The organism is Methanosarcina mazei S-6, assembly GCF_000970205.1.
GTDB lineage: Archaea > Halobacteriota > Methanosarcinia > Methanosarcinales > Methanosarcinaceae > Methanosarcina > Methanosarcina mazei.
On sequence record NZ_CP009512.1, the window covers coordinates 4,002,347 to 4,025,670 of the forward strand.

Annotated in this window: 23 protein-coding genes; 11 read left to right on the forward strand and 12 right to left on the reverse strand. The window is 42.3% G+C overall.

Annotated features, from left to right (window positions below):
• Positions 1–85 precede the first annotated feature (85 nt).
• The 3 genes from MSMAS_RS17215 to MSMAS_RS17225 all read right to left on the reverse strand — a co-directional run bounded on the left by MSMAS_RS17215 (position 86) and on the right by MSMAS_RS17225 (position 3,777).
• Positions 86–1,111: an AAA family ATPase gene (locus MSMAS_RS17215; RefSeq protein WP_011033372.1), complete on the reverse strand. Its 1,026-nt coding sequence runs from the start codon at positions 1,109–1,111 to the stop codon at positions 86–88.
• Positions 1,112–1,174: 63 nt separating this feature from the next.
• Positions 1,175–2,875 carry a preprotein translocase subunit SecD gene (locus tag MSMAS_RS17220; protein ID WP_011033371.1) on the reverse strand — a complete coding sequence of 567 codons (1,701 nt, stop codon included), beginning with the start codon at positions 2,873–2,875 and terminating at the stop codon, positions 1,175–1,177.
• Positions 2,872–3,777, reverse strand: a complete 906-nt coding sequence (locus MSMAS_RS17225) for a protein translocase subunit SecF (protein WP_011033370.1) — start codon at positions 3,775–3,777, stop codon at positions 2,872–2,874. The genes MSMAS_RS17220 and MSMAS_RS17225 overlap by 4 nt, the downstream gene beginning before the upstream one ends.
• Before the next feature lie 401 nt (positions 3,778–4,178).
• Between MSMAS_RS17225 and MSMAS_RS17230 the strand changes: the two genes are divergently transcribed.
• Positions 4,179–4,640, forward strand: a complete 462-nt coding sequence (locus tag MSMAS_RS17230; protein ID WP_011033369.1) for a deoxycytidylate deaminase — start codon at positions 4,179–4,181, stop codon at positions 4,638–4,640.
• Positions 4,641–4,691: 51 nt separating this feature from the next.
• Positions 4,692–5,015 (forward strand): cupin domain-containing protein, encoded by a 324-nt coding sequence (locus MSMAS_RS17235; protein ID WP_011033368.1) that lies wholly within the window; start codon positions 4,692–4,694, stop codon positions 5,013–5,015.
• A gap of 206 nt (positions 5,016–5,221) precedes the next feature.
• On the opposite strand, the gene MSMAS_RS17240 is transcribed toward MSMAS_RS17235, so the two are convergent.
• Entirely contained in the window at positions 5,222–5,986 is a 765-nt protein-coding gene (locus MSMAS_RS17240; protein ID WP_011033367.1) for a coenzyme F420-0:L-glutamate ligase, read from the reverse strand.
• Positions 5,987–6,379: 393 nt separating this feature from the next.
• Between MSMAS_RS17240 and MSMAS_RS17245 the strand changes: the two genes are divergently transcribed.
• Positions 6,380–6,799 carry a hypothetical protein gene (locus MSMAS_RS17245; RefSeq protein ID WP_011033366.1) on the forward strand — a complete coding sequence of 140 codons (420 nt, stop codon included), beginning with the start codon at positions 6,380–6,382 and terminating at the stop codon, positions 6,797–6,799.
• 252 nt (positions 6,800–7,051) lie between these two features.
• Here MSMAS_RS17245 and MSMAS_RS17250 read toward each other — a convergent pair whose 3' ends face one another.
• Positions 7,052–7,513 (reverse strand): Hsp20/alpha crystallin family protein, encoded by a 462-nt coding sequence (locus tag MSMAS_RS17250; protein WP_011033365.1) that lies wholly within the window; start codon positions 7,511–7,513, stop codon positions 7,052–7,054.
• A 124-nt stretch (positions 7,514–7,637) separates the two neighbouring features.
• Between MSMAS_RS17250 and MSMAS_RS19120 the strand changes: the two genes are divergently transcribed.
• On the forward strand, positions 7,638–7,796 hold the full coding sequence (locus tag MSMAS_RS19120; protein WP_155395392.1) for a hypothetical protein: 159 nt from the start codon (positions 7,638–7,640) through the stop codon (positions 7,794–7,796).
• Positions 7,797–7,847: 51 nt separating this feature from the next.
• On the opposite strand, the gene MSMAS_RS17255 is transcribed toward MSMAS_RS19120, so the two are convergent.
• A complete protein-coding gene (locus MSMAS_RS17255; protein ID WP_011033364.1) occupies positions 7,848–9,041 on the reverse strand; it encodes a cofactor-independent phosphoglycerate mutase in 1,194 nt (397 codons plus the stop codon).
• 443 nt (positions 9,042–9,484) lie between these two features.
• Here MSMAS_RS17255 and MSMAS_RS17260 point away from each other — a divergent pair, with 443 nt between their 5' ends.
• A complete protein-coding gene (locus tag MSMAS_RS17260; protein WP_015411810.1) occupies positions 9,485–10,903 on the forward strand; it encodes an aspartate kinase in 1,419 nt (472 codons plus the stop codon).
• Positions 10,904–10,925: 22 nt separating this feature from the next.
• Positions 10,926–11,927: a phosphoribosylformylglycinamidine cyclo-ligase gene (gene purM, locus MSMAS_RS17265; RefSeq protein ID WP_048041220.1), complete on the forward strand. Its 1,002-nt coding sequence runs from the start codon at positions 10,926–10,928 to the stop codon at positions 11,925–11,927.
• A gap of 180 nt (positions 11,928–12,107) precedes the next feature.
• On the opposite strand, the gene MSMAS_RS17270 is transcribed toward purM, so the two are convergent.
• Together MSMAS_RS17270 and MSMAS_RS17275 are read right to left on the reverse strand one after the other, a co-directional pair.
• On the reverse strand, positions 12,108–12,482 hold the full coding sequence (locus MSMAS_RS17270) for a DUF1894 domain-containing protein (RefSeq protein WP_011033361.1): 375 nt from the start codon (positions 12,480–12,482) through the stop codon (positions 12,108–12,110).
• Positions 12,479–12,937: a DUF1890 domain-containing protein gene (locus tag MSMAS_RS17275; protein ID WP_011033360.1), complete on the reverse strand. Its 459-nt coding sequence runs from the start codon at positions 12,935–12,937 to the stop codon at positions 12,479–12,481. The genes MSMAS_RS17270 and MSMAS_RS17275 overlap by 4 nt, the downstream gene beginning before the upstream one ends.
• A 442-nt stretch (positions 12,938–13,379) precedes the next feature.
• On the opposite strand from MSMAS_RS17275, the gene MSMAS_RS17280 reads away from it, so the two are divergent.
• Positions 13,380–13,706: a DUF1894 domain-containing protein gene (locus MSMAS_RS17280; RefSeq protein WP_015411807.1), complete on the forward strand. Its 327-nt coding sequence runs from the start codon at positions 13,380–13,382 to the stop codon at positions 13,704–13,706.
• Positions 13,707–13,733: 27 nt separating this feature from the next.
• On the opposite strand, the gene MSMAS_RS17285 is transcribed toward MSMAS_RS17280, so the two are convergent.
• From MSMAS_RS17285 to MSMAS_RS17300, 4 genes are all read right to left on the reverse strand, one after another.
• Entirely contained in the window at positions 13,734–14,300 is a 567-nt protein-coding gene (locus tag MSMAS_RS17285) for a hypothetical protein (protein WP_011033358.1), read from the reverse strand.
• Between the two features lie 51 nt (positions 14,301–14,351).
• A complete protein-coding gene (locus MSMAS_RS17290) occupies positions 14,352–15,488 on the reverse strand; it encodes a hypothetical protein (RefSeq protein ID WP_011033357.1) in 1,137 nt (378 codons plus the stop codon).
• Between the two features lie 399 nt (positions 15,489–15,887).
• On the reverse strand, positions 15,888–16,937 hold the full coding sequence (locus MSMAS_RS17295; RefSeq protein ID WP_011033356.1) for a hypothetical protein: 1,050 nt from the start codon (positions 16,935–16,937) through the stop codon (positions 15,888–15,890).
• A 133-nt stretch (positions 16,938–17,070) separates the two neighbouring features.
• Entirely contained in the window at positions 17,071–18,183 is a 1,113-nt protein-coding gene (locus tag MSMAS_RS17300) for a hypothetical protein (RefSeq protein WP_152557989.1), read from the reverse strand.
• Between the two features lie 299 nt (positions 18,184–18,482).
• On the opposite strand from MSMAS_RS17300, the gene MSMAS_RS17305 reads away from it, so the two are divergent.
• From MSMAS_RS17305 to hisC, 4 genes are all read left to right on the forward strand, one after another.
• Positions 18,483–18,956 (forward strand): PUA domain-containing protein, encoded by a 474-nt coding sequence (locus MSMAS_RS17305; RefSeq protein ID WP_011033354.1) that lies wholly within the window; start codon positions 18,483–18,485, stop codon positions 18,954–18,956.
• A gap of 398 nt (positions 18,957–19,354) precedes the next feature.
• Positions 19,355–20,428: a hypothetical protein gene (locus MSMAS_RS17310; RefSeq protein ID WP_048037433.1), complete on the forward strand. Its 1,074-nt coding sequence runs from the start codon at positions 19,355–19,357 to the stop codon at positions 20,426–20,428.
• 620 nt (positions 20,429–21,048) lie between these two features.
• Entirely contained in the window at positions 21,049–22,236 is a 1,188-nt protein-coding gene (locus tag MSMAS_RS17315) for an acetylornithine transaminase (protein ID WP_048038586.1), read from the forward strand.
• Entirely contained in the window at positions 22,217–23,317 is a 1,101-nt protein-coding gene (gene hisC, locus MSMAS_RS17320; RefSeq protein WP_048045873.1) for a histidinol-phosphate transaminase, read from the forward strand. Before MSMAS_RS17315 ends, hisC begins: the two co-directional genes overlap by 20 nt.
• Positions 23,318–23,324: the final 7 nt, after the last annotated feature.

Here is a 23,324-nt window from a genome sequence, read left to right on the forward strand (position 1 = left end):
AATAAAAAGTTGTAGAAATAATTTACATCAAATAGGATTTCTACAGAGCCCAGTTTTGAAAAGGTGATTTAATTTTTGAAAAAATTCAGGAGAATGTGGAAATCAGCTTTTCGAGCTGGATTCTCTCACTGGTGGCATCTGTAAGCCTTGAATCGGCATCTGATATTTCTATAATAAGACGTGCGACATCCTTATCGCGTTCTCCAGAATCGATAAGGGCTTCGGAAAGACCTTCGAGGATATCAGTCCCTGAAAGCCCTTTTTCAATTATCATTTCATCTATGAGCTGGCGCCCTCTGGGGAAGTCGCCTGCAAGTGCAGCCTCAAGCAACGAATCTACAGTTTCGTCCCTGCCTTTCATGGTAGCTTCAAAGACGATCTCTTCCGTAATTTCAGCGCTTTCAGCTTTAAGGGCAGCGAGCTGCAGAGTCTGAACAGCTCTTGCAATATTTCCCTTAGAAAGATAAAGGATCGCATCAAGCGCCCCATCTGAAAGCTCCAGGTCCTCGGAAAGGGCGATCCTCTCGAGATGGGGCTTCACGAGGGAATCCGAAACATAGGCAAAAAAGACCTGAAGGCCTCTTGAGCGGAGAGGAGAAATGAGTTTTGAAGGTCTTGTAGTGGAAAGGATAAACCTGCAGGTTGCACTGTACTTTTCCATGATTCGCCTCAGGGCGTGCTGTGCATCCGAACTAAGAGATTCCGCATTATCGATATAAATAAGCTTATAATCAGCGTCTAGAGGCGCCATTCCGGCATACTCGTTAATGATTTCCTTAAAAATATCGATCACGCTTTTGTAGATTTTTTTCGGGTCATCAGTCCCTATAAAACGGACAAAACGCCTGTCCCGCACAAGATAACGTTTTCCCTGGTTGAAAAAATCCGAAGCGTTAAAATATGCAAAGTTGTTTTTCCATGTATCTCCATAGAGCTGCCTAGCAAGAGCAAGAGCAGCCGTTGTTTTTCCCGAATTTTCAGGGCCGTAAAAAATGAGATGGGGCAGGGTCCTGGACTGGACCAGTTCGGAAAGCGTTTTCACGGCATGTTCGTTACCGAGCAGCCTTTCAAGAGTGTCTGCCCTGTATTTTAGAGTCCAGAGATCCTGCATTGATTCCACCTATTTTTCCCGCATTTAAATGTCACTTCAGTGCCTTTACTTTTTTCTCAATATTTACTCTGTTATGCTTCCGTTTCCATTTTCATCTGCATGAAGGAATTCCTTGATTACTACACCATATACAGGTCTTGCAAAGACCACACCAATAAAGACACCGATGATAGTGGTAATTGCAAAGCCTTTCAGGGATCCAAAGCCCATTACAACCAGGGGAGACAGTGCGATAATATTTGTGGCAGCTGCTCCTAAAATGATTGCAAAAGCTTTTCCTATCCTCGAAAGGAAGACCTTTGTTGGCGGAAGCTTGCCCTCGTAAAGCACCTCGTCCGTGATGATTACAAGGTGGTCAATACCTGTCCCGATCGCGGCAATAACACCTGCAATTGCTGCAAGGTCAAGCTGCCAGCCGATGGCTGCTGCTACTCCGAGGATCATAATAACTTCACTGGTAGAAGTCCCGACCATGGGTATAAGGATTTCAGGTCTCCTGTACCTGTAGTAAACAACTGCAGCAACTGCCAGCAGGGAAACAAATCCTGCGATCACTGCTTCAATTTTAAACTGTGACCCGAGACCTGCATCCACATGCCCTGAACCCACAAGCTCTACATTGACAGGCAGGGCTCCCGCCCGCAGGTGGACCTGAAGTGCAGTAGCCTGAACCTTGGCATTTTCATCAGTCCCGGTGGAAGCTTCCCAGGAGTATATAGGTCCTTCACGAAGCTTTGCTGCTGCAGAGTAGCTTAAAGGAGCTCCATAGATTTCCTCTCCATCAAGGTACATTATCAGATAATGGGCATCCGGATTATCAACTGCCCCGGTTTCCAGTGCAACTTTCTGAAGAGCCCTGGCTCCATCTTCTTTCAGGGTAAAAGGAGTGTGCCACTGTTCATCGTGGTATGTCGGAATTCCCACACTTTGAATGGAATCGCCGTAAAGGACATGCTGTGTTTCATTTCCGGTCGTCTGAATTCTGATCTCAAACTTTCCGGGCTTTTCAGCTATTTCCTTGGCAGTTGCCAGGTCGATGCCTGCAAAATCAATAAGAATATATTCGTCCCCTACAGTTCTTACAGGAATATCTTTGAGGCCCATAGAGTTGAGTTTATCGTTAAGGATGTCCCTTGTGAGGTCTCTGGTTTCAGTGCTGACTCCTTCCTTATAAGTTGAGGTTCCATCTTCATTCTTGCGGATTGATCCCCCAACATCTTCCAGTAAAGCCTCAAGCTGTTCTTCAGGGACTGCAGTCCTTATTTCGTAGACGGTCCCGTCCTGAGAACCCATGGCAACTACTTCTGCATCAACGGCTTTTGCAAGATAAGCCTGGAGAAGTGCTTCCTTGCTGGTTTCAGAGATAGTTACCTGAGTCGTGTTTCCGTTAAGTTTGTCCACGCTTACCGTACCCAGAGAATCAAGCTGGGAGGCACTGACCTGAGCAGATGTCGTAAAGGTGACGGAACCGCCGGCAGAACCTCCGACGTCAAGGCTATTTTTTGTAATCTCAATCGGAGCTCCAATTATAGGCTCGACAATTCCGCTGACCAGTTCTCCGGAATCTGCATCAACCTGGACAAGTACACCCTGGAGTTTTATCTGGAGCCAGGACCCGCCTTCCAGGTCAAGCCCAAAGTTGAGGTTGGTTGTTATCCCTTCGCCGGGTGTATAGCTTGGGTGGATGGCTATTAAAGAGCCAAGAAGGATCAGAATGAAGATAATGACTCTCGGATTTTTAAGAAGTCCTTTTTTATCGCTCATCTATTATACCTCCCTCTGAATTCGGGTTTCAGAGAATACCACCTTAGAATCCCCGTATTCAGCAGCCAGGTATTCATCATGTCTGCAAAAAGTCCCGCAATCAACACTATTGAAATCTGCGAAAGCAGAGTGATCTGTGTGAATGAGGGAACGACCAGGTAGGCGAAAGTTGAGACTATGAACATTGCAGTGAGCGCTGCAAGGGTTGTGGTAGTCATTGTGATACCTGTGTGCATAGCCCTGGAAATTTTCTCTTCTACTGGCCCCCTGCGTTTAAGTACTCTATTTGTGAGCAGAATGTCACTATCTACAGAATAACCGATAAGCATAAGCAGAGCCGCAAGTGTTCCCAGGGACAATTCGATCCCTGCAACCCTCATGAAAGCAGCCGCAATCGCAATATCAGAAAAGGCAGAGAGTATAACCGCAGCAGAAGGGATAAGGGTCCTGAAGATCAAAAACACAATTATTGCCATCCCTATAAAAGAAATAGCAAGGGCCTGTAAAGCCTGCACCTGAAGTTCCTGACCATAAACAGGTCCAACCTGCTGGATCTGCACATTGGAATAACGGCCCATTACATCTTCTTCAAGCTGGCGCTGCTGTTCGTTATCCATAATCCCGAACTGCATGATAACTCTGCTTCCGGCCTGCCTGACATCCGTGATAGGATAAGAAGAATACATATTTTCAAGTACAGCAGGAGATTCGGTAGTTTCTAACGAAATCTGGGTACCGCCCTGAAATTCCATTCCCAGGATTAATGGCGACCCGCTGCTTACAAAAGAAACTAGCAGTACTACTAAAGAAAGTGCAAGTACTGCAAGGGGGAATGCCAGCAACTGGCGATTATCGTGACTTTTCACGAAATTATCTAAAAATTCGGTCAAACCTGTTGCCATAATTAAATACTCCGGATGAATGCGTCTATTTTTTCTTGAATCTATCCGAGTTTTTTTGCCGGACATGGAGTCCAGAAAACGTTCAAATTTAGAACACGGAAGTACCATATATCAGCCGGGAACATCCGGGCTATGAGCCCGGAACGCACCTGATAACCTCGATTATAAGTCCTCTTTGAGCTTTCTTCAAAGTCAGGTTCCGAAAAGAAATAACCGCATTCTTTATAGTGTAAATAAGTTTATTTTCTTCAGTTCTATATTCTATAGATTATATTAATTATTCCTCGAAAAACAATTCTTTCCCTATATAGCGTTAATTCATTCATTTAAAATTTATTGCCAGAAGTGATACAAGTTCTAACGTTATAACTATATATACCATTTACTCTTCATTAAAAATAATGACAGAAAGACCTTCTCTTGATGAGTATTTTCTTGAAATAGCCTACGTGGTGGGAAAGAGAGCGACCTGCCTCCGGAACAATGTGGGGGCAGTAATTGTACGGGATAAACGTATTCTTTCAACCGGTTATAATGGGGCCCCAAGCGGCATGGAACACTGCCTTGATGTAGGATGTATCCGGGAACTTGAAAAAATCCCCTCAGGCACGCGGCACGAGAAATGCAGGGCAGTACATGCAGAGCAGAACGCCATTATCCAGGCTGCACTCCACGGAGTAAGTATTGCCGGAGCAACTATTTACTGTACGCATCAACCGTGTATCCTGTGTGCTAAAATGATTATAAACTCAAACATCAAAAGGGTAGTATACTCAATACCTTATCCTGACACCGATTCCCTGATTTTCTTCAGGAGCGCAGGCGTGGAAGTGGAACATATTCCTTTTGAGATAAAATATTGAATACCTGGCAAGTTATATTGTAAGTACGGAAAAGGGATAAGAGGTGGAGTAATGCCCGAAGAACTAAAAGCCAGAACACTGAAAGTAGAAGATCTGATCGAGTACCAGGAAGGGTCGGTTGTAAGCAGGGAAATTATCCGTAAAGACACAGGAACTGTGACTGTATTTGCCTTTGACAAAGGGGAAGGATTGAGCGAACATACTGCACCTTTCGATGCCATGGTTCAGGTAATAGACGGGAAGGCAGAGATCATTATTTCCGGGAATAAAAACGTTCTTGAGGGAGGGGACATGATAATAATGCCTGCCAGTGAACCCCATGCTCTCAATGCCCTTGAAAGGTTCAAAATGATTCTGACAATGATTCGCTCGTAACTGATCTATGTGCAATATATTCTCTTTTAATTTTTACTTTTAAACCTTAAATCCCGAGTTTTACCTCTAACCCGGTCATATTTTTAATCCAATACTGTTTTCAACATTAATCCAATATGTTTTTAACATTAATCCAATATGTTTTTAACATTAATCCAATATGTTTTTAACATTAATCCAATAATGTTTTTAACATTTTTTCCAGCTCATTTCTTATTTCTCAAGCACCGAAGACCCTGTTTAATGACATCCATGTTTTCAGGGCGGTATGACTCTTTTATAGATGTATCCCCTTCACAGTAGTAATCAAGCCCGCGGATGATTACAACCGGGATTCCACCTGCTCCTTCTCCCATTAAAAGATTGGCAGCACCTGCAAGTTCGTCAGCAATTGCCTGCTCTGTGATTTCCAGGACTTTGCCGAAAAGGTCCTTTTCCCCTATCCAGCGTTTTACAGGTTTTATATTATAAATTCCGATGGCAACTCCAGTCTGCCCGATCTTGAAAGCTCTTCCGTTTGTGTCCGTAATAATAATGCTTAACTTTTTCCCGCTAAGCTTTTCAAGTTCCTTTCCGATTTTTAAGGCACTTGCATCCGGGTTTTCAGGGGGGTACAGTAAAAACCCGTTCTCAATATTAGACTCGTCAATTCCTGCATTAACACAGGTGTGCCCTGCGAGAGTCGTCACAAGCATAAAAGGTGTCTCGACAAAGACTTCCCTGCTCTTTGAAAGGACCGCCTGTATAAAACGAGGATCTTTTCCTGTCCGGGCTGCAATTTCAAGAGCTTCTTCTCCAGGGGTGATATCTTCGAGCCTGAAAATTTCCCCTTCGGCTTTTGCAACAATGGTTGATGCAATAATCATAATGTCTCTGTCCTGAAGTCCAATTTTCTCACAGATGATGGAGGGCAGGTTGTCTCCTTCATGTATGAGAGGGATTTTTTCTACGGCAATTGCTTCGAATTTCAAAGGATTCCCTCAAATAATTTAAAATGATAGAATATTGAGCGGGCTGGTTTACAGAGTTACAAAAACCCATAAATGAATAATTTAGACCAGTAAAGGCAGTAACCATAAATAAGACCACCGATATACTGGATTTTGCGGCGATGATGAAAGTTACCCCGGCTGAGCAAAAGATGATGAGAACAATTTCCTGATGCCGCACTTTTTACTTTAATTTATTCATTATTTTTTTTCGATTACCATACTTTTCGATTACTGGGACAATTCAAATAATTCTTCAATTGTTTTCAATTTAATAACTGTTTAAATTCAATAACTGTTTAAGTTTAAGAACTGTTTATCTTCAGGAGTATAATTAAAAATTTATATCTAGCTTGCAGACCATTTTCTGAAGGGGTGTTAATTATCAGTCAGTACGAATTGAGTGAACTCATAAAGAAAATCAAAGAAAAAAGCCCTTTTGAATGTAAAGAAAACCCGCGAAGCAGGCCTCGTGCCTTAAAAATTATCATAAGCAAACTGTACTATTCCCTGGACTATAAAAATGAGCCTCAGGCAACCCGGGAAAAGGTAACTCAAATGCTTCTTTACCACGGGCAGTTCAGCAGGGAAGAGATCGACGAAGCTTTCAGAATGGCTTCAAGAGAAACCACAGATTATTCCATAGAATTCCTGAAGCAGCATCCTGAGCTTGCAAGAGTTGAGGCATTGAAGAATAAAGAGTTCCCTGATGAGGAAGACGAAGGATTAAAAACGTCCATTGAAGGAATGGATAAACTTACAGAAACAAAGTATATTTTTCCTCACTATACCTGAAATTCCCTCAAGTCCGATAAAAATTTCGGAAAGAGGTGAAATGAGGAGAAAAGCAAATGAATACGGCAGGAAAAAAATTAAACAATTGTAAGCAAATTGACAAAAAACTGGAACTGTAAATATAAACCGGATAGATAAAAAAGATAAAATTAATGGACTGAGGAAAAATAGGAAGCCTCTTATTTAGAGGCTCTATTAATTCGTTAAATCAAAGTGTGTTTTCCTCTTCTGAGAGGATTACTTGATCTCTAGTTACTCAATCTCTATCTTCTTTTTCGGCTCTTCAATTTTCGCTTTTGGCAGCATTATGGTCAGGACTCCATTGTCCATTTTTGCACAGGCTCCTTCTTCCCTGACACTGGAAGGCAGGCGAACAGCACGGTAAAATTGTGTATATGCTCTCTCCCTCCGCAGGTACCCTTCTTCTTCGGATTCCTTTTCCTTGCCGGATTTTGCGCTGATCTCAAGCATATCCTCTTTGAGGTTAATTTCTACGTCCTCTTTATTAATTCCAGGCAGGTCTGTAGTAACCAGAAGCTTGTCGTCTTCTTCCTTTATGTCAATGGCAGGAGTGTATACTTTTCCGCCACCCCATTCTTCCATGGGCATGAAGTCTTCAAACAGCTGGTTCAGGCGTTCCTGTGTTCTTTTAATCTCTTCAAAAGGATCCCAGCGTGCGGGTCCTGAAAATGATCTTTTAGCAGGCCATCTCATCTTTTATTCCCCCTTAAGTAAAAAAATTATGCAGATATAGTTTGCTATTTTGAATATATTGAGAAAGGATATATAAGTTTTCTCAGGTAATTTCACAAAAATGTACTTAAAAAAGGAATCACAAATGAATAAAATGTGCAAAATGAAAAAAATCCCGAGAAACCCGGTTAAAAGGGATTTCAGGAGAAAACTAAAAGGTTCCGGGTCTGGAACTTATATAAAGCAATATAAGGACCTGGTAAGAGAGAACCTTGCAAAGAACATAAAGATTCTGATAACATAGAATATTATAAAAATCTGGTAACAGAAAAACTTATAAAGAGCCTGAAAAAATTTAGCTCTTTATAAGAATTCCTATGAGGTCTGAAGCTTTTACGAGTCCCATAGAGCCATTTTTAACTGATTCCTCATCAAAGGCTTCCACATTGTCCGTTTCTGGTTTATCAGTTCTGTAGATAGCAAACGGAATAGGGTCTCGTGTATGGGTCTTTACTGATATAGGGGTAGGATGGTCAGGAAGTACAAGGATTGTAAAAGGCTCATCTGAGTTTTCTGCGTATTCAAGGATAGGGGCAACTATGCGGCTGTCAAAATCCTCAACTGCCTTCAACTTTTTCTCAATGCTGCCTTCGTGCCCTGCCTCATCAGGAGCCTCGACATGCACGAAAACAAGATCTCTGGTTTTCAATGCTTCAATAGCTGCTCTGACCTTCCCCTCATAATTGGTATCCAGGTAACCGGTTGCTCCGTGGACTTCAATTACATCCAGCCCGGCATAAATCCCGATTCCCTTAAGCAAATCCACTGCGGAAATGACAGCTCCTTTTTTCCCATAAAGTTTCATAAAAGCCGTGAACTTCGGGGCGTAGCCCTGCCCCCAGACCCAGATAGAGTTTGCAGGGTTTTTTCCTTCCTCCACTCGTTTAAGGTTAACGGGATGCAGTTCCAGAACAACCTTGGAAGCTTCAATAAGCTCTGAGAAAAACTCCCCGTCTTTTCCTCTGGGCAGATATTTATCTATTTTCTCTCCTGTGATATCGTGCGGAGGTGTGCATTCCGTTTCTGCCCCCAGGTTATTTCCGGCAACGATAAGGTGCCTGTAACTTATTCCCGGATAAAACCTGATATTCTCTGTACTGAGTTCGTAATCAAGAGTATCAATCAAAATCTCTGCTTCATCACTGCTGATATGCCCTGCACTGTAGTCTTTTATCATCCCGTGCTCTGTGGTAATAAGATTGCACCTGAAAGCCACATCGTCCGCTGCAAGAGCTACTCCCATACTCGCAGCTTCCAGAGGAGCCCTTCCTGAGTAATAGGTTGCCGGGTCGTATCCCAGAATTGACATATTTGCAACGTCGCTTCCTGGAGGAAAACTATCAGGTACGGTCTTTGCAAGCCCGGCTCTCCCGCGCGCTGCAATGGAATCCATAGCAGGTGTTCGGGCTGCCTGTAGAATAGTCCTGTTACCCAGTTTCTCTATAGGGTAATCCGCCATTCCGTCTCCTATAAGTATGGCATATTTCATTGCTTCACCTTTTTCCAACTGCTTTAGCCATTTCTTCTTGCGGATAAAATATATCACTTTCTACCAGATACCTGAATAATATTTTTTTGGCACCTGCCAGCAAGCTTTTTCTGCTGATCCTAATGTTTCAATTCCTATACCCATTTTACACAAACATTATAATATAGTATCCATATCCTATACACGACACGCTCTCAAAGTAAAATATATTAAGTGGCAGGAGAGCCAGAACATAATCTTCTTTACATGCAGGATAATTTATAAAAAAGCAACCTGCAGACGTAACAGTGTATATTTCAGGGCTAAAATAATGCTAGCCAGGATTTAGCCGTAAATTCTGATCGCAATGGTCAGATTAATTAAGATTCAGAACACTAAGGATAACATAGTACAAAAAATTAAAATGTGAGATACCCGACTTAATGCTAAAACGTGATCCGATCATGAAAATAGTAATGAAATTTGGAGGAACTTCCGTTGGGGACGGAAAAAAGATCCGTCATGTTGCCCATCTTCTCAAAAAATACAATGAGGAGGGCAACCAGATTGTGGTGGTAACCTCGGCACTCGGTGGAGTAACCGATAGGCTTCTGGAAAATGCTCGCCTTGCCTCAACAAAGGGCAAGGTTTCGCTTGTCAAAGAATTTAAAACAGAACTTACAAACAAACACCACGAAGCCGTGAGGGACGCCATTGAAGACCCCAATGTCGCAAAAGATGTCCTCCACATCCTTGACCTCAGGATTGACGAGCTTGAAAAAGCCCTGATCGGTATCTGCTATCTGGGTGAACTTACAAACAGGTCAATCGATTATATTTCTTCGTACGGAGAACGTCTGGCGGCTCCAATAATTTCAGGCGCTGTCCGATCCCTGGGGATCCCATCAATCGAATACACCGGGGGAGAGGCAGGGATTTTAACCACATCGGATTACGGAAACGCCCGTCCTCTTGAAAAGACATACGAGCTCGTATCAAAAAGGCTTGGGTGCAGGCTTGATTCTCATATCCTTGTGGTCACAGGCTTCATAGGGGAAAATGAAGACGGGATAATTACCACCCTTGGAAGAAGCGGGTCCGATTTCTCAGCTTCCATACTTGGAGCAGCCCTGAAAGCTGACGAGATCTGGCTCTGGAAAGAAGTTAACGGGATCATGACAACGGACCCGAGAATCGTTCCCGAAGCAAAGACCATCCCGCAGATCTCATATGCAGAAGCCATGGAACTCTCTTATTTCGGAGCAAACGTTCTGCACCCGCGTACTATTGAACCGGCAATGCGCGAACACATTCCCGTAAGGGTCAAAAACACCTTTGATCCGGAGTTCCCCGGTACACTGGTAGTATCTGAGAAGTTCCAGTGCAAGCATGTTGTAAAGGCAGTGAGCCTGATCAAAAATGTAGCCCTTATTAACATCTCAGGCGCGGAAATGGCAGGGACAATCGGGACTGTAGCAAGGCTCTTTACCGCTCTTGCAAGGGCAGGGGTAAATATTGTTATGATCAGCCAGGGGTCCTCAGAGTCCAACCTATCTTTCGTTGTCAGTGAGGCTCATGTGGAACCTGCGTTAAAAGCTCTTCATGCAGAATTCAACCGTGAAATCATAAAGGAAATTACTTCGGACAAAAATGTATGTGTGGTTGCGGTTGTTGGTGCTGGGATGGCAGGAACTCCCGGAGTGGCAAAAAGGGTATTCGGAGCACTTGGGAATTCAATGATTAATATTATTATGATAAGCCAGGGCTCTTCCCAGTACAATATCTCTTTCGTTGTCAGGGAAGATGACGCATTTGCCGCAGTCAAGACACTGCACGACGAATTCGAACTTTATAATGGAAATGGAATTGAAAAAAAGCTGTAAAGCTTGCAGGAATGGTCACAGAATGAGTGAAAAGCACTTAACATACGCGGATTCGGGCGTGGATATTAAAGAGGAAGAAAAAACTGTCAAAACCCTTATCGACAAATTAAGTTATGTTCGAAAAGGTATAGGAGCCCCACTTACAGGAATAGGGCACTATGCAGGGCTTCTCGACTTCGGAGAGTATGCCCTGGCAATGACAACTGACGGAGTCGGCTCAAAAGTACTTATTGCTAATGAGATGCAGCGCTGGAACACCGTCGGAATAGACTGCATCGCAATGAATGTTAACGACCTTCTTGCAATAGGGGCCGAACCTGTAGCCTTTGTGGACTATCTTGCCCTGGAGAAGCATGAAGAAGGCTTTGCCGAACAGATCGGAGAGGGACTGCTGAAAGGAGCCGAAATCTCCAGGATGTCCATTGTAGGCGGAGAGACCGCTACTCTTCCCGATATAATTAAAGGTTTTGACCTGGCAGGCACCTGTCTCGGATACCTTAAAAAAGAGGATATTATCGAAGGAGGAAGGGTCCGGGTAGGCGACGTAATTGTCGGCATCCCGAGTACAGGCGTCCACAGTAACGGTTACACCCTTGTGAGAAAAATCATACAGGAATCCGGGTACTCCTATCACGACCCCTGCCCCTATGACAGTTCAAAAACCATAGGAGATGACCTTCTTGAGCCCACGAGGATCTATATTGAAGTCCTTGATGTCCTTAAAGCGTGTGAAGTCCACGGGCTTGCTCACATAACCGGAAGCGGGCTTTTGAAACTGAGAAGGGTTACAAAACTCGGTTTTGATTTCTACGACCCCCTAGAGCCCCAGGAGATTTTCAAATTCCTGCGGAAAGAAGGCGGAGTCGATGACCTTGAGATGTACAGGACCTTCAATATGGGAATGGGCTTTTTGATCATCCTTCCGGAAAAAGACGCCGAGAAAGCTGCAGAAATAACAGGTGGAAAAATCGTAGGCAAAATCGTGGAAAGCGGGATCAGGGTTAAAGACCTGGTAATAGAGTAAAAATGTAAAACTTAATCCTGTATCAACTTAGAGGGAAAGAAAAGAAAAATGCTCTTTTCCCCTACGTTGAAATCTTTTCTGCTTCTCTGCTGTGATAGCCCAATTTTTTAATCCGGAAAGGAGTGACTTCTGGACGGCTTCTTACAAGAACGGCTTCTTATTATTGCGGTTATTTTAAACTTATTTTTTCCACATATTAAGATAGCTGGCCGAGGATGCGCCTGAGCTTTCAGAAGTCTTTGCCTTTTTTATTGGGCCTGTTCCCTTTCCCTTTTCTGCATCTCTGAGCCGATTGATCTCCTTTATGCTGTCATCGTTCTCTATGCTCAGGACAAATGATCCATGACAGGGTTTGGTATAAGGAAAAATCAGGGCATTTCCCTTCGCTCCCATAGCAATGGGCGGTACTCCTATTATGTAGTAGTCCTTGAATATCTTGTAGCCCGGGGACACATAGTAGACTTCATCCGAGTTTTTCTCAATATACTCTCTTGCTTCTTTGAAGCTTATCCTGTCCAGGAGGATTGTATATTTCATCTGTTCAATACAACTCATCTGGCTATTTCCCCCATTATTTTATCCAGTTTGTTTTTAAGTCGAACAGGATTGTGAACATCCTGTGTAACTATTTTCTCACAATCGAACTCTATAGTTTGAGCTAATTCCTCAGCGTGCCTTCCAAAGACGATTGAATACATTCTGACCTGAGAAATAGCGCTTACCGTCGCTGCATAAGTCACTCCTGAATCATTATGCATGAAGGCAAAGCATATGTCAAAATCCGCTCTTTTTTCAATAATGTCTTCCAGAGTTTTATCAAGGTCTACCAGCTTTTTTGCATAATACCCGTCAGAATCAGAAATTTTCAAAAGCTTGGTTGCGGCATTTGTTCCGGCAACGGTGACATCGAATCCTGACTGGGTAAGCTTATGAGAAAGATACAGGGCAATACTGGTTTGAATCGGGACCTCTGGACATCCCATCATGAGGAGAACTTTTACGCCGGTCATAACATTTCCTCTCTGAGATATTTTGTCTGTAAGAATGGCTTATTGGTTAATCCTGAATTTCAACCTTTGCAATTGAGATTCACAGAAGCTATTGAAAAAACGGAAACATTCAGGCCAACCATTTATTTTCAGGTCTACTTTTCAAGCAACAAAATCAAGCTGTTTACTGTTCTCATGTTATCATTAATTAAATATAAAAATTGTCGGACCCGTTTTGATAGAGATCTCGAATTCTCTCCAATGTCAATAAATAAGGAATTCACAGAATTCTCTATTTTATTTTCAGAATTCTATATTCTCTATTTTCATTTTCTAAATGTTATATTCTCTATTTTCATTTTCTAAATGTTATATTCTATATATCATATCTTCGTAATTTTAATTGGTGGATTAACTGGAGGTCACCTGAGGCAGTAATATCTACCGGAATTTTCCGGATTACTTGAAAAACATAAAAGGTACAAAAATGGTGTGTTTAAGCGAATATGACTTTGACATTCTTCTAAAGAACGCCACTCTGAAAGAGTGTGAAACCCTTATTAAGGAACGTTCGGAGGAAGTATATCTCGTACCCGGTGGGTACGCAGTAAAAGGTATTATCCTTATGGGTGCAACTGTTCCTGTTGGTTTTTCAGGAAATGACATTATATTTCAATTTATAAAGCCCTGTTTCGGCCTGTTTGTTATCAGGCTGAGAAATGAAGCAGAAGTAATTAGGAGACTTAGAGACCAATATAAAAAAGATAAAAATGTAAAAAAGATAAAATAATCTCATAAACCTGCTCTTATCTATTGTTTAAATTTTAACTTTTCCGGTACATTCAGTCCTGCACTTGAAGAACCCGGCTGCAGGTAGTTCGTGAATTGTGGTCGCAACAATCATGCCTTCTCCGATTTCTTTCACAGCCATTATGGGCCTGCCTCTTTCGTCTTCAAGAACAACCCGGGCATCGGTTTCTGAAAAATAGCCATCGCATCCTGCAGGAGGAATAATGTTTTCAATAAGTTTCTGAGCTTCGTGCTCACCTACAGGACGGGGTGTACATGGGTTTTCTTCCATCACATATTTTAGAGAGAAAGGAAGCCATTCATATTCGTAATCGGGCACAAGAGGACTGAAGATTAGAAGGGTCCCACCTTTTGCCACGAACTTTTCAAGGGAGCGTTTGCCGCGTTCAAGCCCGACTCCTGTTTTTGTGTACTGTTTATTTGCAAAACCTGTAGGCAGGACAAGAATTTTACAGGCAGGCAGATAAGGAGTTCCAAGTGACGTTGAGAGTGCACGGCTGCATTCAAGCCCATACTCTATGAAGAGTTTTTCAAAAAGAAGAGGGCAGTCCCAGAGAATAATTACATCACTCATAAAAAAGGATAGTGAACTCCCACATATGAATTTATCCATGTGAACAAAGATTCAGGGAGTAAGAGAAGGTTCGGATGATATCAGCCGGGATTCGGGAATACGAATGTTATTCAGGTTTTTTCCGAACTCAAAAACTATCATGTGAGGGCTGGAAGTGACTGTGAAAGGATGCCCAATGCATTTGAAAATATTTGAATAGTAGCAAATAACACGTTCACAAACTTTACTGTCGCAATAGTCGTGAATTAATCTTACATATTCGCTGCCTTTCTCGGTGCAGACTTCGATTTCGGTTCCTATATTGTCGGTGAGGTAAAGAGCTTTGAAAATCATTATGTGCTCTGAAAGGGTGAAAGCCTCAGGGGGTTTGCCTGTAAATAACTCAAATTCTCTTGCAATATCGTCAACTGAAGGGAGATCTCCGGAAACAAAAGCTTCAAAAACTTTCTTATTCATGCTGAGCCGCTGGTAGTTTTGCTCCCTATAGATTTTGATAAGATTTTTCCAGAATTCGGGTCTTTTCCGGATTTCCTTAAAAGTGCTCTCCATCGGTCCGAAGTATTCTTCAAGCCCTTTAGGAATTTTCTCATAGTCAAGAAACTCAAATCGCCTGAGATAGACCTTGGTCACGTTTGACCTGCTAAATAAACCCTGTATATCGAGCTTCATCTGTTTTGCAAGAAAGAGAGAAAGGCTGTGGGCAATTACTCCCCTGAAACAGGGATTGCCATTTGAAAGAGTGAGGATTACAGATTCCGGTTCAGGGCTTCCGGTGCACTCTGCATCGACTTTAATTTTCCAACCCAGTCTATTATTCAGTACGTTTACATAATCAATAAAATCAGGGATCTTTTTAATAGTATACGGGTTTATTAACTCGTATACAGTTGATTCTTCAATAAGCAAACCTGAAGTTTTCCTGATAAACCATTCAAGCATTGTATGATGGATGAGCAGGAATTCTTCCTCTTCAATCATTCTGTTGCGGGATTCTGCACCCCTTGAAGCCTGGTTTGAGTCTTTAGAGTTTTGATCTCCTTTTTCCCCATTTTTTTCATCAATAAGCTGACAGGCAGTTTCTATAGAGTCCCTTATTGCTGCACTCAAATTTCCATTATTTTTGTCCAGAAAGGGCTTTAATTTATCTATATAACACTGGTCAATTGAGATATTTTTTCGGACTATCAAAAGGACATCCTCTTTTCCCTTTTTGGAGTTGAAGGAGATTCGAATTTTCCTCGCTCGCCTCACTATTTGATATTTATGAATCAGTACTAGATAGTAGTTATTACTTATTAATTTTTTTGTTGGAGCATTGAACGGAATATTTATATTTAGTAATTTGAGACAAAAATAAATGAAAACTAAAAACAGATTCATGAAAAACGAATATAAAAAAAGAGACAAACTGTAAAGAGCCGCATTTACATCAATAATTTATTTTTATATTTATTATGTTTGAAAAAATAGAGAAAATAAAGTACCGGTAATAACAGTTGTGGGAAGATAAATTAGCAGGTATCAATAATAACAGCCGCGGGAAAATGAATTAACAGGCAACGACAATAACATTTTATATAAGATAAATTAAGAGGAATCTGCAAACTCAATAATAATCAGATTTGATATTGACCTGATCTCAAATGTGCAGCCTGCCATTTTGAATAATTTAGAGAAAAACTCTGTAAGTTTTTCAATAGCAGTTTCTTCGGAAAATTGATGCCTGATTTTTATACTTATTTTTCCCCTCTCAACTGTCCGCTCAAGATCATTTGCCAGCTGGGTGACGGTAATTAATCTTTTGCAAATTGCAAGTAATTCATAAAGTGGAATTTCCCTGATGGGTTTGCCTGCAGATGCCTCAATAAAATTTGTCACATCCGGGATGCCTCCAGAGAGGAATGTCTCAAAGACGTCCTTGTTAAGGTTTACACGCTGATACCTCTGCAACCTGTATCTTTCCACCAAAGAATTCCAGAAATCTGGCTTGCTCCTGATTTCTTTAAAAGTATAGTCAAGAGTCCCGAAATTTTTTCTAATACCCGGGGGGACATCCGTGTAAGACCTGTGTTCCTTGAGGAAAATGCGAATTGAATTGGATTTCCTGTGGACAAAAGGAACATCAAGGTTCAAATGGCGGCCGATAAATATGGAAATTGCCTCAGCAAGGTATGCTCTCAAACTGGGATCCCCGTTCTCAATTACTATGACCTCGGTGTTGTCTTCCCAGATACTGGAGTAAGCTTCAACCTCCCACCCCATATTCTGACTGCGTATATTAAGATACTCAAGAAGGTCCGGGACATTCTTGATCTGATAAGGATTGAAAATCTCACTTACCAGCTCGTCATCTACAAGTATCCCATCGGTATTTTCGATAAGCCACCTGAATGAGAGCTGACTGACGAGTATGCATTCCCCGCTCTCGATCAGATTATTGCGAATTTCAGGATACTTTGTGGAGTTCTGTGTAAAATATTCCAGGGCATCTTCTACAGACTCATGGCCCTGAAGAGCAGCATCCGCGAACTCTATTACATCCCTGATTGCAGCACTCAGGTTCCCATTATTTTTTTCCAGGAAGGGCTGCAATTTCTGGAGATATTCGTCTTCCATAGAAACGTTTTTGCGAATCAAAGGTTATCCCTGCTTACAAAAATTTTGCTTCAACAAATCGTCTGGCGTTACAGGTACAATACAGGTACAATATAAGCTTAAACAGTATAATCAGGCTTATAAATTCGATTTATAAATATTTAAGAATTATTATTTATTCGTAAAAATCCAGACCCGGAGAAATTTTTACAACATCCTCTACTGAAATTTCAGGAAGAGAAAAATCAAAAATAATGAGTCCGGATACGTAAGTTACACTGAATCTGTGCAGACCGGCCTCGAATAAATTGGAAAACAGCTTAATAAGCTTTAGAACCACACTTTCTTCAGAGTAGTCGTGCCTGATTTTGATGCACTCTTTTCCTTTTTCAGCACATATCTCCACATCATTTACAAGCTGTGAAGCTACTACAAGATATTTAAAAAGAGGCAGAAGTTCTTGAAGTGGAATTTCACGAAGCGAACGGTCAGCCTTAACCTCAAAGTATTTTGTAATATCAGGGAGCTTCCCTGCCAACAGGGCTTCAAAGAGGCTCTTGTCCAGGTTTACCCTCTGATAGTTGAATTTAGTATAAAGTTCAGCAAGCGTCATCCAGAAAGCAGGCTTTCTCTCAATTTCCCTGAAAAGAATATCTCTGGAACCAAATAGGTTCCGAACTCCGGGAGTTGCTTCGAGCATATCGTGACGAACAAAAGGTCTGAGATATACGGTGATTGAATTTGATCTCCTGTGCAGAGCCTCGGCATCCAGACCTGCCCAGCGCGAGAGAAAAATACAGGCTACCTCAACAAGAAACTCCCTCATGTCTCTATCCCCTCCGGTGAAATCCATACTGGTACACCCGTTTTGAAGGTTTTCTCCACAGGAAGTCGAGACTTCAATCTTCCACCCAAGCTGCTTACTGATGGTGTTCAGGTACTCTATCAGTTCGGGGACTGTATTAATGAGGTAGGGATTTATAAGTTCATGGACAATATCTTCATCTATAAGCTTCCCAGCACTGTTTCTGATAAGCCACTTAATCATCTGCTGGTTTACCATAACACATTCTTCATTCCTGAGAAGCTCTTCTCCTGCTCCAGGAAAACTTTCCTTTTTTCCTGGATTTTCAGAACTTACATCTTGAGTTCCATAACTTTCAGGGCAAAGGCTAACCAGATCAATTGCTTCCCTTATTGCTGCACTTAAATTACCTCCATTCTTTTCCAGCAAGGACTGGAGCTTCTGGAGGTGAACTTCATCTAAAGAAACGTTTTTACGAATCAACAAAATCCCTGTTACTTTTTCTATATTGTGGCCGGTTCTGGGGAAATTTCCATCTGCAGGATAAATGTCTGAGGATCTTTGAAAGCTGGACTTATCTCTTTCAGGTCAGACAATAATTATTTTTCATCTACATTATTTCGAAATTTGTACTTCTGGACAGTCATTGATTAAAAGATACAAAATATAAATAACTTATTATTTCATCCGAAAAATATAAATTTACATATTTTCTGACAGCTTAACTCGAAACACCTGGACAACCGGAATGGCTTTAAGGTCTGCACATATTATCTAGCCTCATGAACTGCAATGTAGAAAGACTTTCAAGAGTCCGCATGATTGCGGATTATCAATTTGGGAAAGGTACAGGAAAAGAGCTGTTCCCAGAAGGGTCAACTTTCCAGCTTTCCCGGACAAAAAGGGTACGCCAGGTACTTCACTCAGGCAAAAGAATTGCAACTGCACGAGCAAAAGATGGTTTTTTCACTCTCAGCATCGAAGGAGCTTCCGTAATTCATAAACTTCTTTCGGGAAAAAAGCTAAGGGTAGTTGTTTCCGATGATGCTGCACCTTTTGTGGAGGCAGGCAAAACGGCTTTTGCAAAGCATGTTATTGATATTGATCCGGAACTCAGGGCTGGAGAAGAAGTCCTTATTACGGACAAAAATGACAGGCTGCTTGCAACAGGGCAGTTGCTGTTGTCTCCTGCAGAGATCCGGGATCTTGATAGTGGAGCGGCTGTGGATGTGCGGGCAGGAATTGCTTCGAAATAAGGGAAGTAGGGCAAGAAAACAGGTGAAGAAAATAAATTTTATACGAAAGGCAAAAAGTATTTTTACTTTTTATACAAATTTTCATATAGCCAGATATAATATATAAGATGCCATCTTTACTGCCCAAAAAACAAGAATGAGCAGAAAAAATGAATAAGAATATATTGTAGATAGTTATTTTTGAATGAATACTACCTTACAAAAAATGCAGTTATATTTTCAAGCGTGGTCTAAAAAACCGCACTCTGAAAACTACATCTGAACCTTTAAACCTACTAAATCTGAACCTTTAAACCTGATACCAGGAAACAGTTTTCTCGGAGAGTGAAAACATTTCAGAGCCAGAGCAAATCCTGAAATACCTTCTGGTTCCCGATAATACCAGAATAGAAACAAACATGATTACAGTAGAGGGAGACGTAATCATCGGCAACCACTCCAGCATCCAGTACTGTATATCTGGAGACACTGTCATCATGGGGGAAGGAGTTGCTGTTTCCGGAGACGTGATAGCCTGCTCTGATGCAAGAATTGACATGTGGTCAAAAATAGGTAGCGGAGTTAAGGTAGGAAGAAACGCCTATCTGGGAGAATTTGTTACTATCGACGGGAAACTGATCGTTGCAGGAGACCTGGATGTAGGAAAAGAGGTCAAAATCAAAGGCGGATTTGAGGCTAAAGGCTGGATTGTTGTCAGGAACCCTGTCCCTGTAATTATGTTTCTGCTCCTGTATATCAGGGAAATGATGCGTCTCGGCAAAGGGGAAGAAGTCGAAAAAGCACTTGAAGAGCTGTTTGATGATTCCGGGGAAGAAGAAGAGTTCGATGGAAAAGAACCCGGGGAAAAAGTACTGATCATACCTGCAGATGCAAAAATCTCCCCTGAAGCCATTGAAGTCAGCGGAGAAGCAATTATCGGGAGCAACTGCTATCTGATAGGAAATCTCAGGGTTCAGACCATAGAAGCCGGGGAAGCCCTTACCCTTAAGGGAAGCATAAATTCGGAAGGAAACATAATAATTGGAGAAAACAGCACCGTCTATGGAAGCCTTGTTTCAAAAGGGCAGGTAAATATCGGCAGGAACAGCAGAGTCTTCGGAGGTATAAGGGCCGATTCCGTAATCCTGCATGAAAAAGCAATAGTGGACGGTACTATAAAAGCACCTGCCGGTGTATCTTTTTTAAGAGAAGCAGCCGGAGAAAAGCCTCCTCTTGCAGATGTCAACGCTTTAGGGAAAGTGCTTATGGTCGGGCTAGAAAAGCAGCCAGAGAGTAAGACTGAAGAAGAACCCGTAAAAGCTGTGGAGCCCGCAGATATAGATTCTCTGATCAAGACCGGCCCGAAAGTCAAAAACGGATTTGTGCCCGGTATGGAGAAAAAATCTGCCCGAACCAGATCCCTTGCAAGAACCCGACATTTTTCGGGGTCCAGAACTAGAAAAAGACAGGGAACCGGAGAACACCAGAGCTAACCCGAATTCTTAAAAACGGGCTCTGAAAATGTGGGGTTCTTCTGCCCGAGTTTTTTTAAAGGATACTCTGGAATACAGAATTTCCTGTGGATCCTGATTTCTTTGAGCACTGATTTTGCTCTACAGCAGAAAAACTTCTTTTTCCAGAGAGCAGGTAACCTGTGACACTTAAGTGAATTCGAGAGGATTAACGGTTTTCCTGTTTCCCGGGAATAGGAAAAATTTAAACTGAGAAAAATTAGTTAATCAGGAAGTTATTAATTCAGGACATCTCTGTAGAAACCATCAGTTAGTTTAGAGAAGAAGTTCTTAATTTAGGAGAAGAAATTCTTAATTTAAGAAAAGAAGTTTTTAGTTTAAGAGAAGAAGTTTTTAGTTTAAGAGAAGAAGTTCTATCAAGATACTCATTTGAGATATGAACTTATGAAGCAACCATGAAAATCATCATGAAAATCCATGAAGTTGACATATAAACTCATGAATTTCCGATGTTTAGGTGAAAACCGAAAAACCGCTTGAGTTTCAGTATTAACTTTCACTATTAGTCACTGATAAATTAGTCACTGATAAATTAGCCACTGATAAATTTACAATCACAAATTTAAAGGAAGGGAATTCACTTGACAGATAAAATTATTAATTCCGGTAACCTTGAAGCAGGGTACGATTCCGTTATAGATAAAGATTCAAAGTATGTGATGCAGACTTACGGGCGCCAGCCCCTCGTTCTCTCAAAAGGCAAAGGAGCAGTTGTCCAGGATATTTACGGTAAGGAGTACATCGACTGTGTCGCAGGCATTGCAGTAAACAATGTTGGGCACTGCCACCCCACAGTTGTTAAAGCAATCCAGGCACAGGCTGAGAAGCTGATCCACGTTTCCAACCTGTATTATACTGAAATCCAGGCAGAATTTGCAGAAAGCCTTGCCTCGATTACAGGCATGGAACGTGTCTTTTTCTGTAACTCGGGAGCCGAAGCCGTAGAGGCTGCGATGAAACTGGCCCGTGTAGCTACAGGAAAAAGTGCTTTTGTAGCAGCCGAACATTCCTTCCACGGGAGGACCATAGGGGCTCTCAGCGTAACTCACAAGAGCATGTACAGGGATCCCTTTATGCCTCCTGTAAGTTCAAAAACAAGCTTTGTCCCCTATTCTGACGCCGATGCTATAAGGAAAGCGATTTCCGAAGATACCGCAGCAGTGGTCCTTGAACCGATCCAGGGAGAAGGCGGGGTTAATGTCCCGGATCCCGGATATTTAAAAGAGGTAAGGGAAATCTGTGACGAAACCGGAACCCTCCTCATCTTTGACGAGGTACAGACAGGCTTTGGAAGGACAGGTACCTGGTTCTGTAAAGAACAATTTGGAGTTGAGCCTGACGTTATGAGCATGGCAAAAGCCATAGGAGGAGGGTTCCCCATGGGCGCCATTGCAGCTCGCAGCGGCCTCAGTTTCGGGCGCGGGCAGCATGCTTCTACCTTCGGCGGCGGGCCTCTTGCCTGTGCAGCAGCTCTTGCTTCGATCCAGGCGATAAAAGAGGAAAAGCTTCTGGAACGCTCAAAGGAAATGGGCGCTTATTTCACGAAAAAACTTTCAGGCATGGCAAGGGATGATATTGTGGAGGTCCGCGGGAAAGGGCTTATGATAGGAGTTGAGATTAAATATCCCTGCGGAAAGTTTGTAGATTTTGCAAGGGAACATGGTGTGCTTGTAAACTGCACCTCGGACTCGGTGCTCCGCCTTGTCCCTCCACTTGTGATTACGAAAGAACAGATAGACTCGGTTGTTGATGTCCTTGAGCAGGCGTGAACTGATAAAAAAAGAAATCTTTGATATTGAAGAATACGTTCCCGGAAGATCCATAGAAGAGATAGCTTCAACCTACGGGCTTAAGCCAGAATCAATTATTAAACTGGGATCAAATGAAAACCCTCTGGGACCCTCACCGAAAGCCGTAAAGGCTCTCATAGAGGCAGCTCCCGGAGCAAATATATACCCATCAGCGGATGCACATGAATTAAGAGAAGCCCTCTCGAAATACACAGGTTTTCCGGTATCAAATATTGTCGCCTCAGGGCCAGGAATGGACGGGCTTCTTGACGGGCTTTGCAGGATAATTATTGAAAAGGGAGACGAGGTTATAGTGCCCATCCCTACCTTTTCCTATTATGAGCTTCCTGCCAGAGCCTGCGGCGCAGAACCTGTCTTTATCAGGCGGAACCAGGATTTCTCCCTGAACCCCGAAAAGATTCTTGAAGCCGTGTCTCCCAGAACCAAAATCATTTTCCTGTGTTCTCCAAATAACCCTTCAGGCAATCTCCTTCCGGAAGCTGACCTGAGGAAAATTATTGAAAATACCGATGCCCTTGTGTTTGTGGACGAAGCATACGTTGAATTTGCGGACAGGAACCTTGCAGCACTGGTAAATGAATATGACAATGTTGCGGTTGGAAGGACTTTTTCCAAAGTATTCGGGCTTGCAGGTCTACGCCTGGGATATGGCATAATGCCTGAGTGGCTTACAAAAGAATATTTAAGAGCAGCCACCCCGTTCTCGGTAAGTCTTCCGGCATTGCGGGCAGGACTGGCTGCGCTTTCGGATACTGAATACCTGAATAAAAGCATAAATCTTGCAAGGGAAGGCAGAGAATACCTGAAAGAAAAAATTCCTTTTAAGGTTTATCCTTCTCAGGCAAATTTTGTGCTTGTGGATGTTTCTCCCCTGAAAGCAAAAAAGGTCACGGAAAGCCTTCTGAAGAAAGGAATAATAGTTCGCCCCTGTGATTCTTTCAGGGAGGCAGGAGATTCTTTTATCAGGGTAACAGTCGGCACTCCTGAGCAGAATGAAAAGGTTGTCAGGGCTTTTGAGATTTCAAAGAGCGAGGTATAAACCCTGC

Excerpts from the sequence above, each read along its gene's own strand:
- MSMAS_RS17305 (WP_011033354.1), top strand. The coding sequence starts at position 18,483 with ATGAACTGCAATGTAGAAAGACTTTCAAGAGTCCGCATGATTGCGGAT.
- MSMAS_RS17250 (WP_011033365.1), bottom strand. The coding sequence starts at position 7,513 with ATGAGATGGCCTGCTAAAAGATCATTTTCAGGACCCGCACGCTGGGAT.
- MSMAS_RS17225 (WP_011033370.1), bottom strand. The coding sequence starts at position 3,777 with ATGGCAACAGGTTTGACCGAATTTTTAGATAATTTCGTGAAAAGTCAC.
- MSMAS_RS17235 (WP_011033368.1), top strand. The coding sequence starts at position 4,692 with ATGCCCGAAGAACTAAAAGCCAGAACACTGAAAGTAGAAGATCTGATC.
- hisC (WP_048045873.1), top strand. The coding sequence starts at position 22,217 with ATGTCCTTGAGCAGGCGTGAACTGATAAAAAAAGAAATCTTTGATATT.
- MSMAS_RS17275 (WP_011033360.1), bottom strand. The coding sequence starts at position 12,937 with ATGACCGGCGTAAAAGTTCTCCTCATGATGGGATGTCCAGAGGTCCCG.
- MSMAS_RS17230 (WP_011033369.1), top strand. The coding sequence starts at position 4,179 with ATGACAGAAAGACCTTCTCTTGATGAGTATTTTCTTGAAATAGCCTAC.
- purM (WP_048041220.1), top strand. The coding sequence starts at position 10,926 with ATGAGTGAAAAGCACTTAACATACGCGGATTCGGGCGTGGATATTAAA.
- MSMAS_RS17220 (WP_011033371.1), bottom strand. The coding sequence starts at position 2,875 with ATGAGCGATAAAAAAGGACTTCTTAAAAATCCGAGAGTCATTATCTTC.
- MSMAS_RS17285 (WP_011033358.1), bottom strand. The coding sequence starts at position 14,300 with ATGAGTGATGTAATTATTCTCTGGGACTGCCCTCTTCTTTTTGAAAAA.
- MSMAS_RS19120 (WP_155395392.1), top strand. The coding sequence starts at position 7,638 with ATGAATAAAATGTGCAAAATGAAAAAAATCCCGAGAAACCCGGTTAAA.
- MSMAS_RS17255 (WP_011033364.1), bottom strand. The coding sequence starts at position 9,041 with ATGAAATATGCCATACTTATAGGAGACGGAATGGCGGATTACCCTATA.
- MSMAS_RS17270 (WP_011033361.1), bottom strand. The coding sequence starts at position 12,482 with ATGAGTTGTATTGAACAGATGAAATATACAATCCTCCTGGACAGGATA.
- MSMAS_RS17310 (WP_048037433.1), top strand. The coding sequence starts at position 19,355 with ATGATTACAGTAGAGGGAGACGTAATCATCGGCAACCACTCCAGCATC.
- MSMAS_RS17215 (WP_011033372.1), bottom strand. The coding sequence starts at position 1,111 with ATGCAGGATCTCTGGACTCTAAAATACAGGGCAGACACTCTTGAAAGG.
- MSMAS_RS17260 (WP_015411810.1), top strand. The coding sequence starts at position 9,485 with ATGAAAATAGTAATGAAATTTGGAGGAACTTCCGTTGGGGACGGAAAA.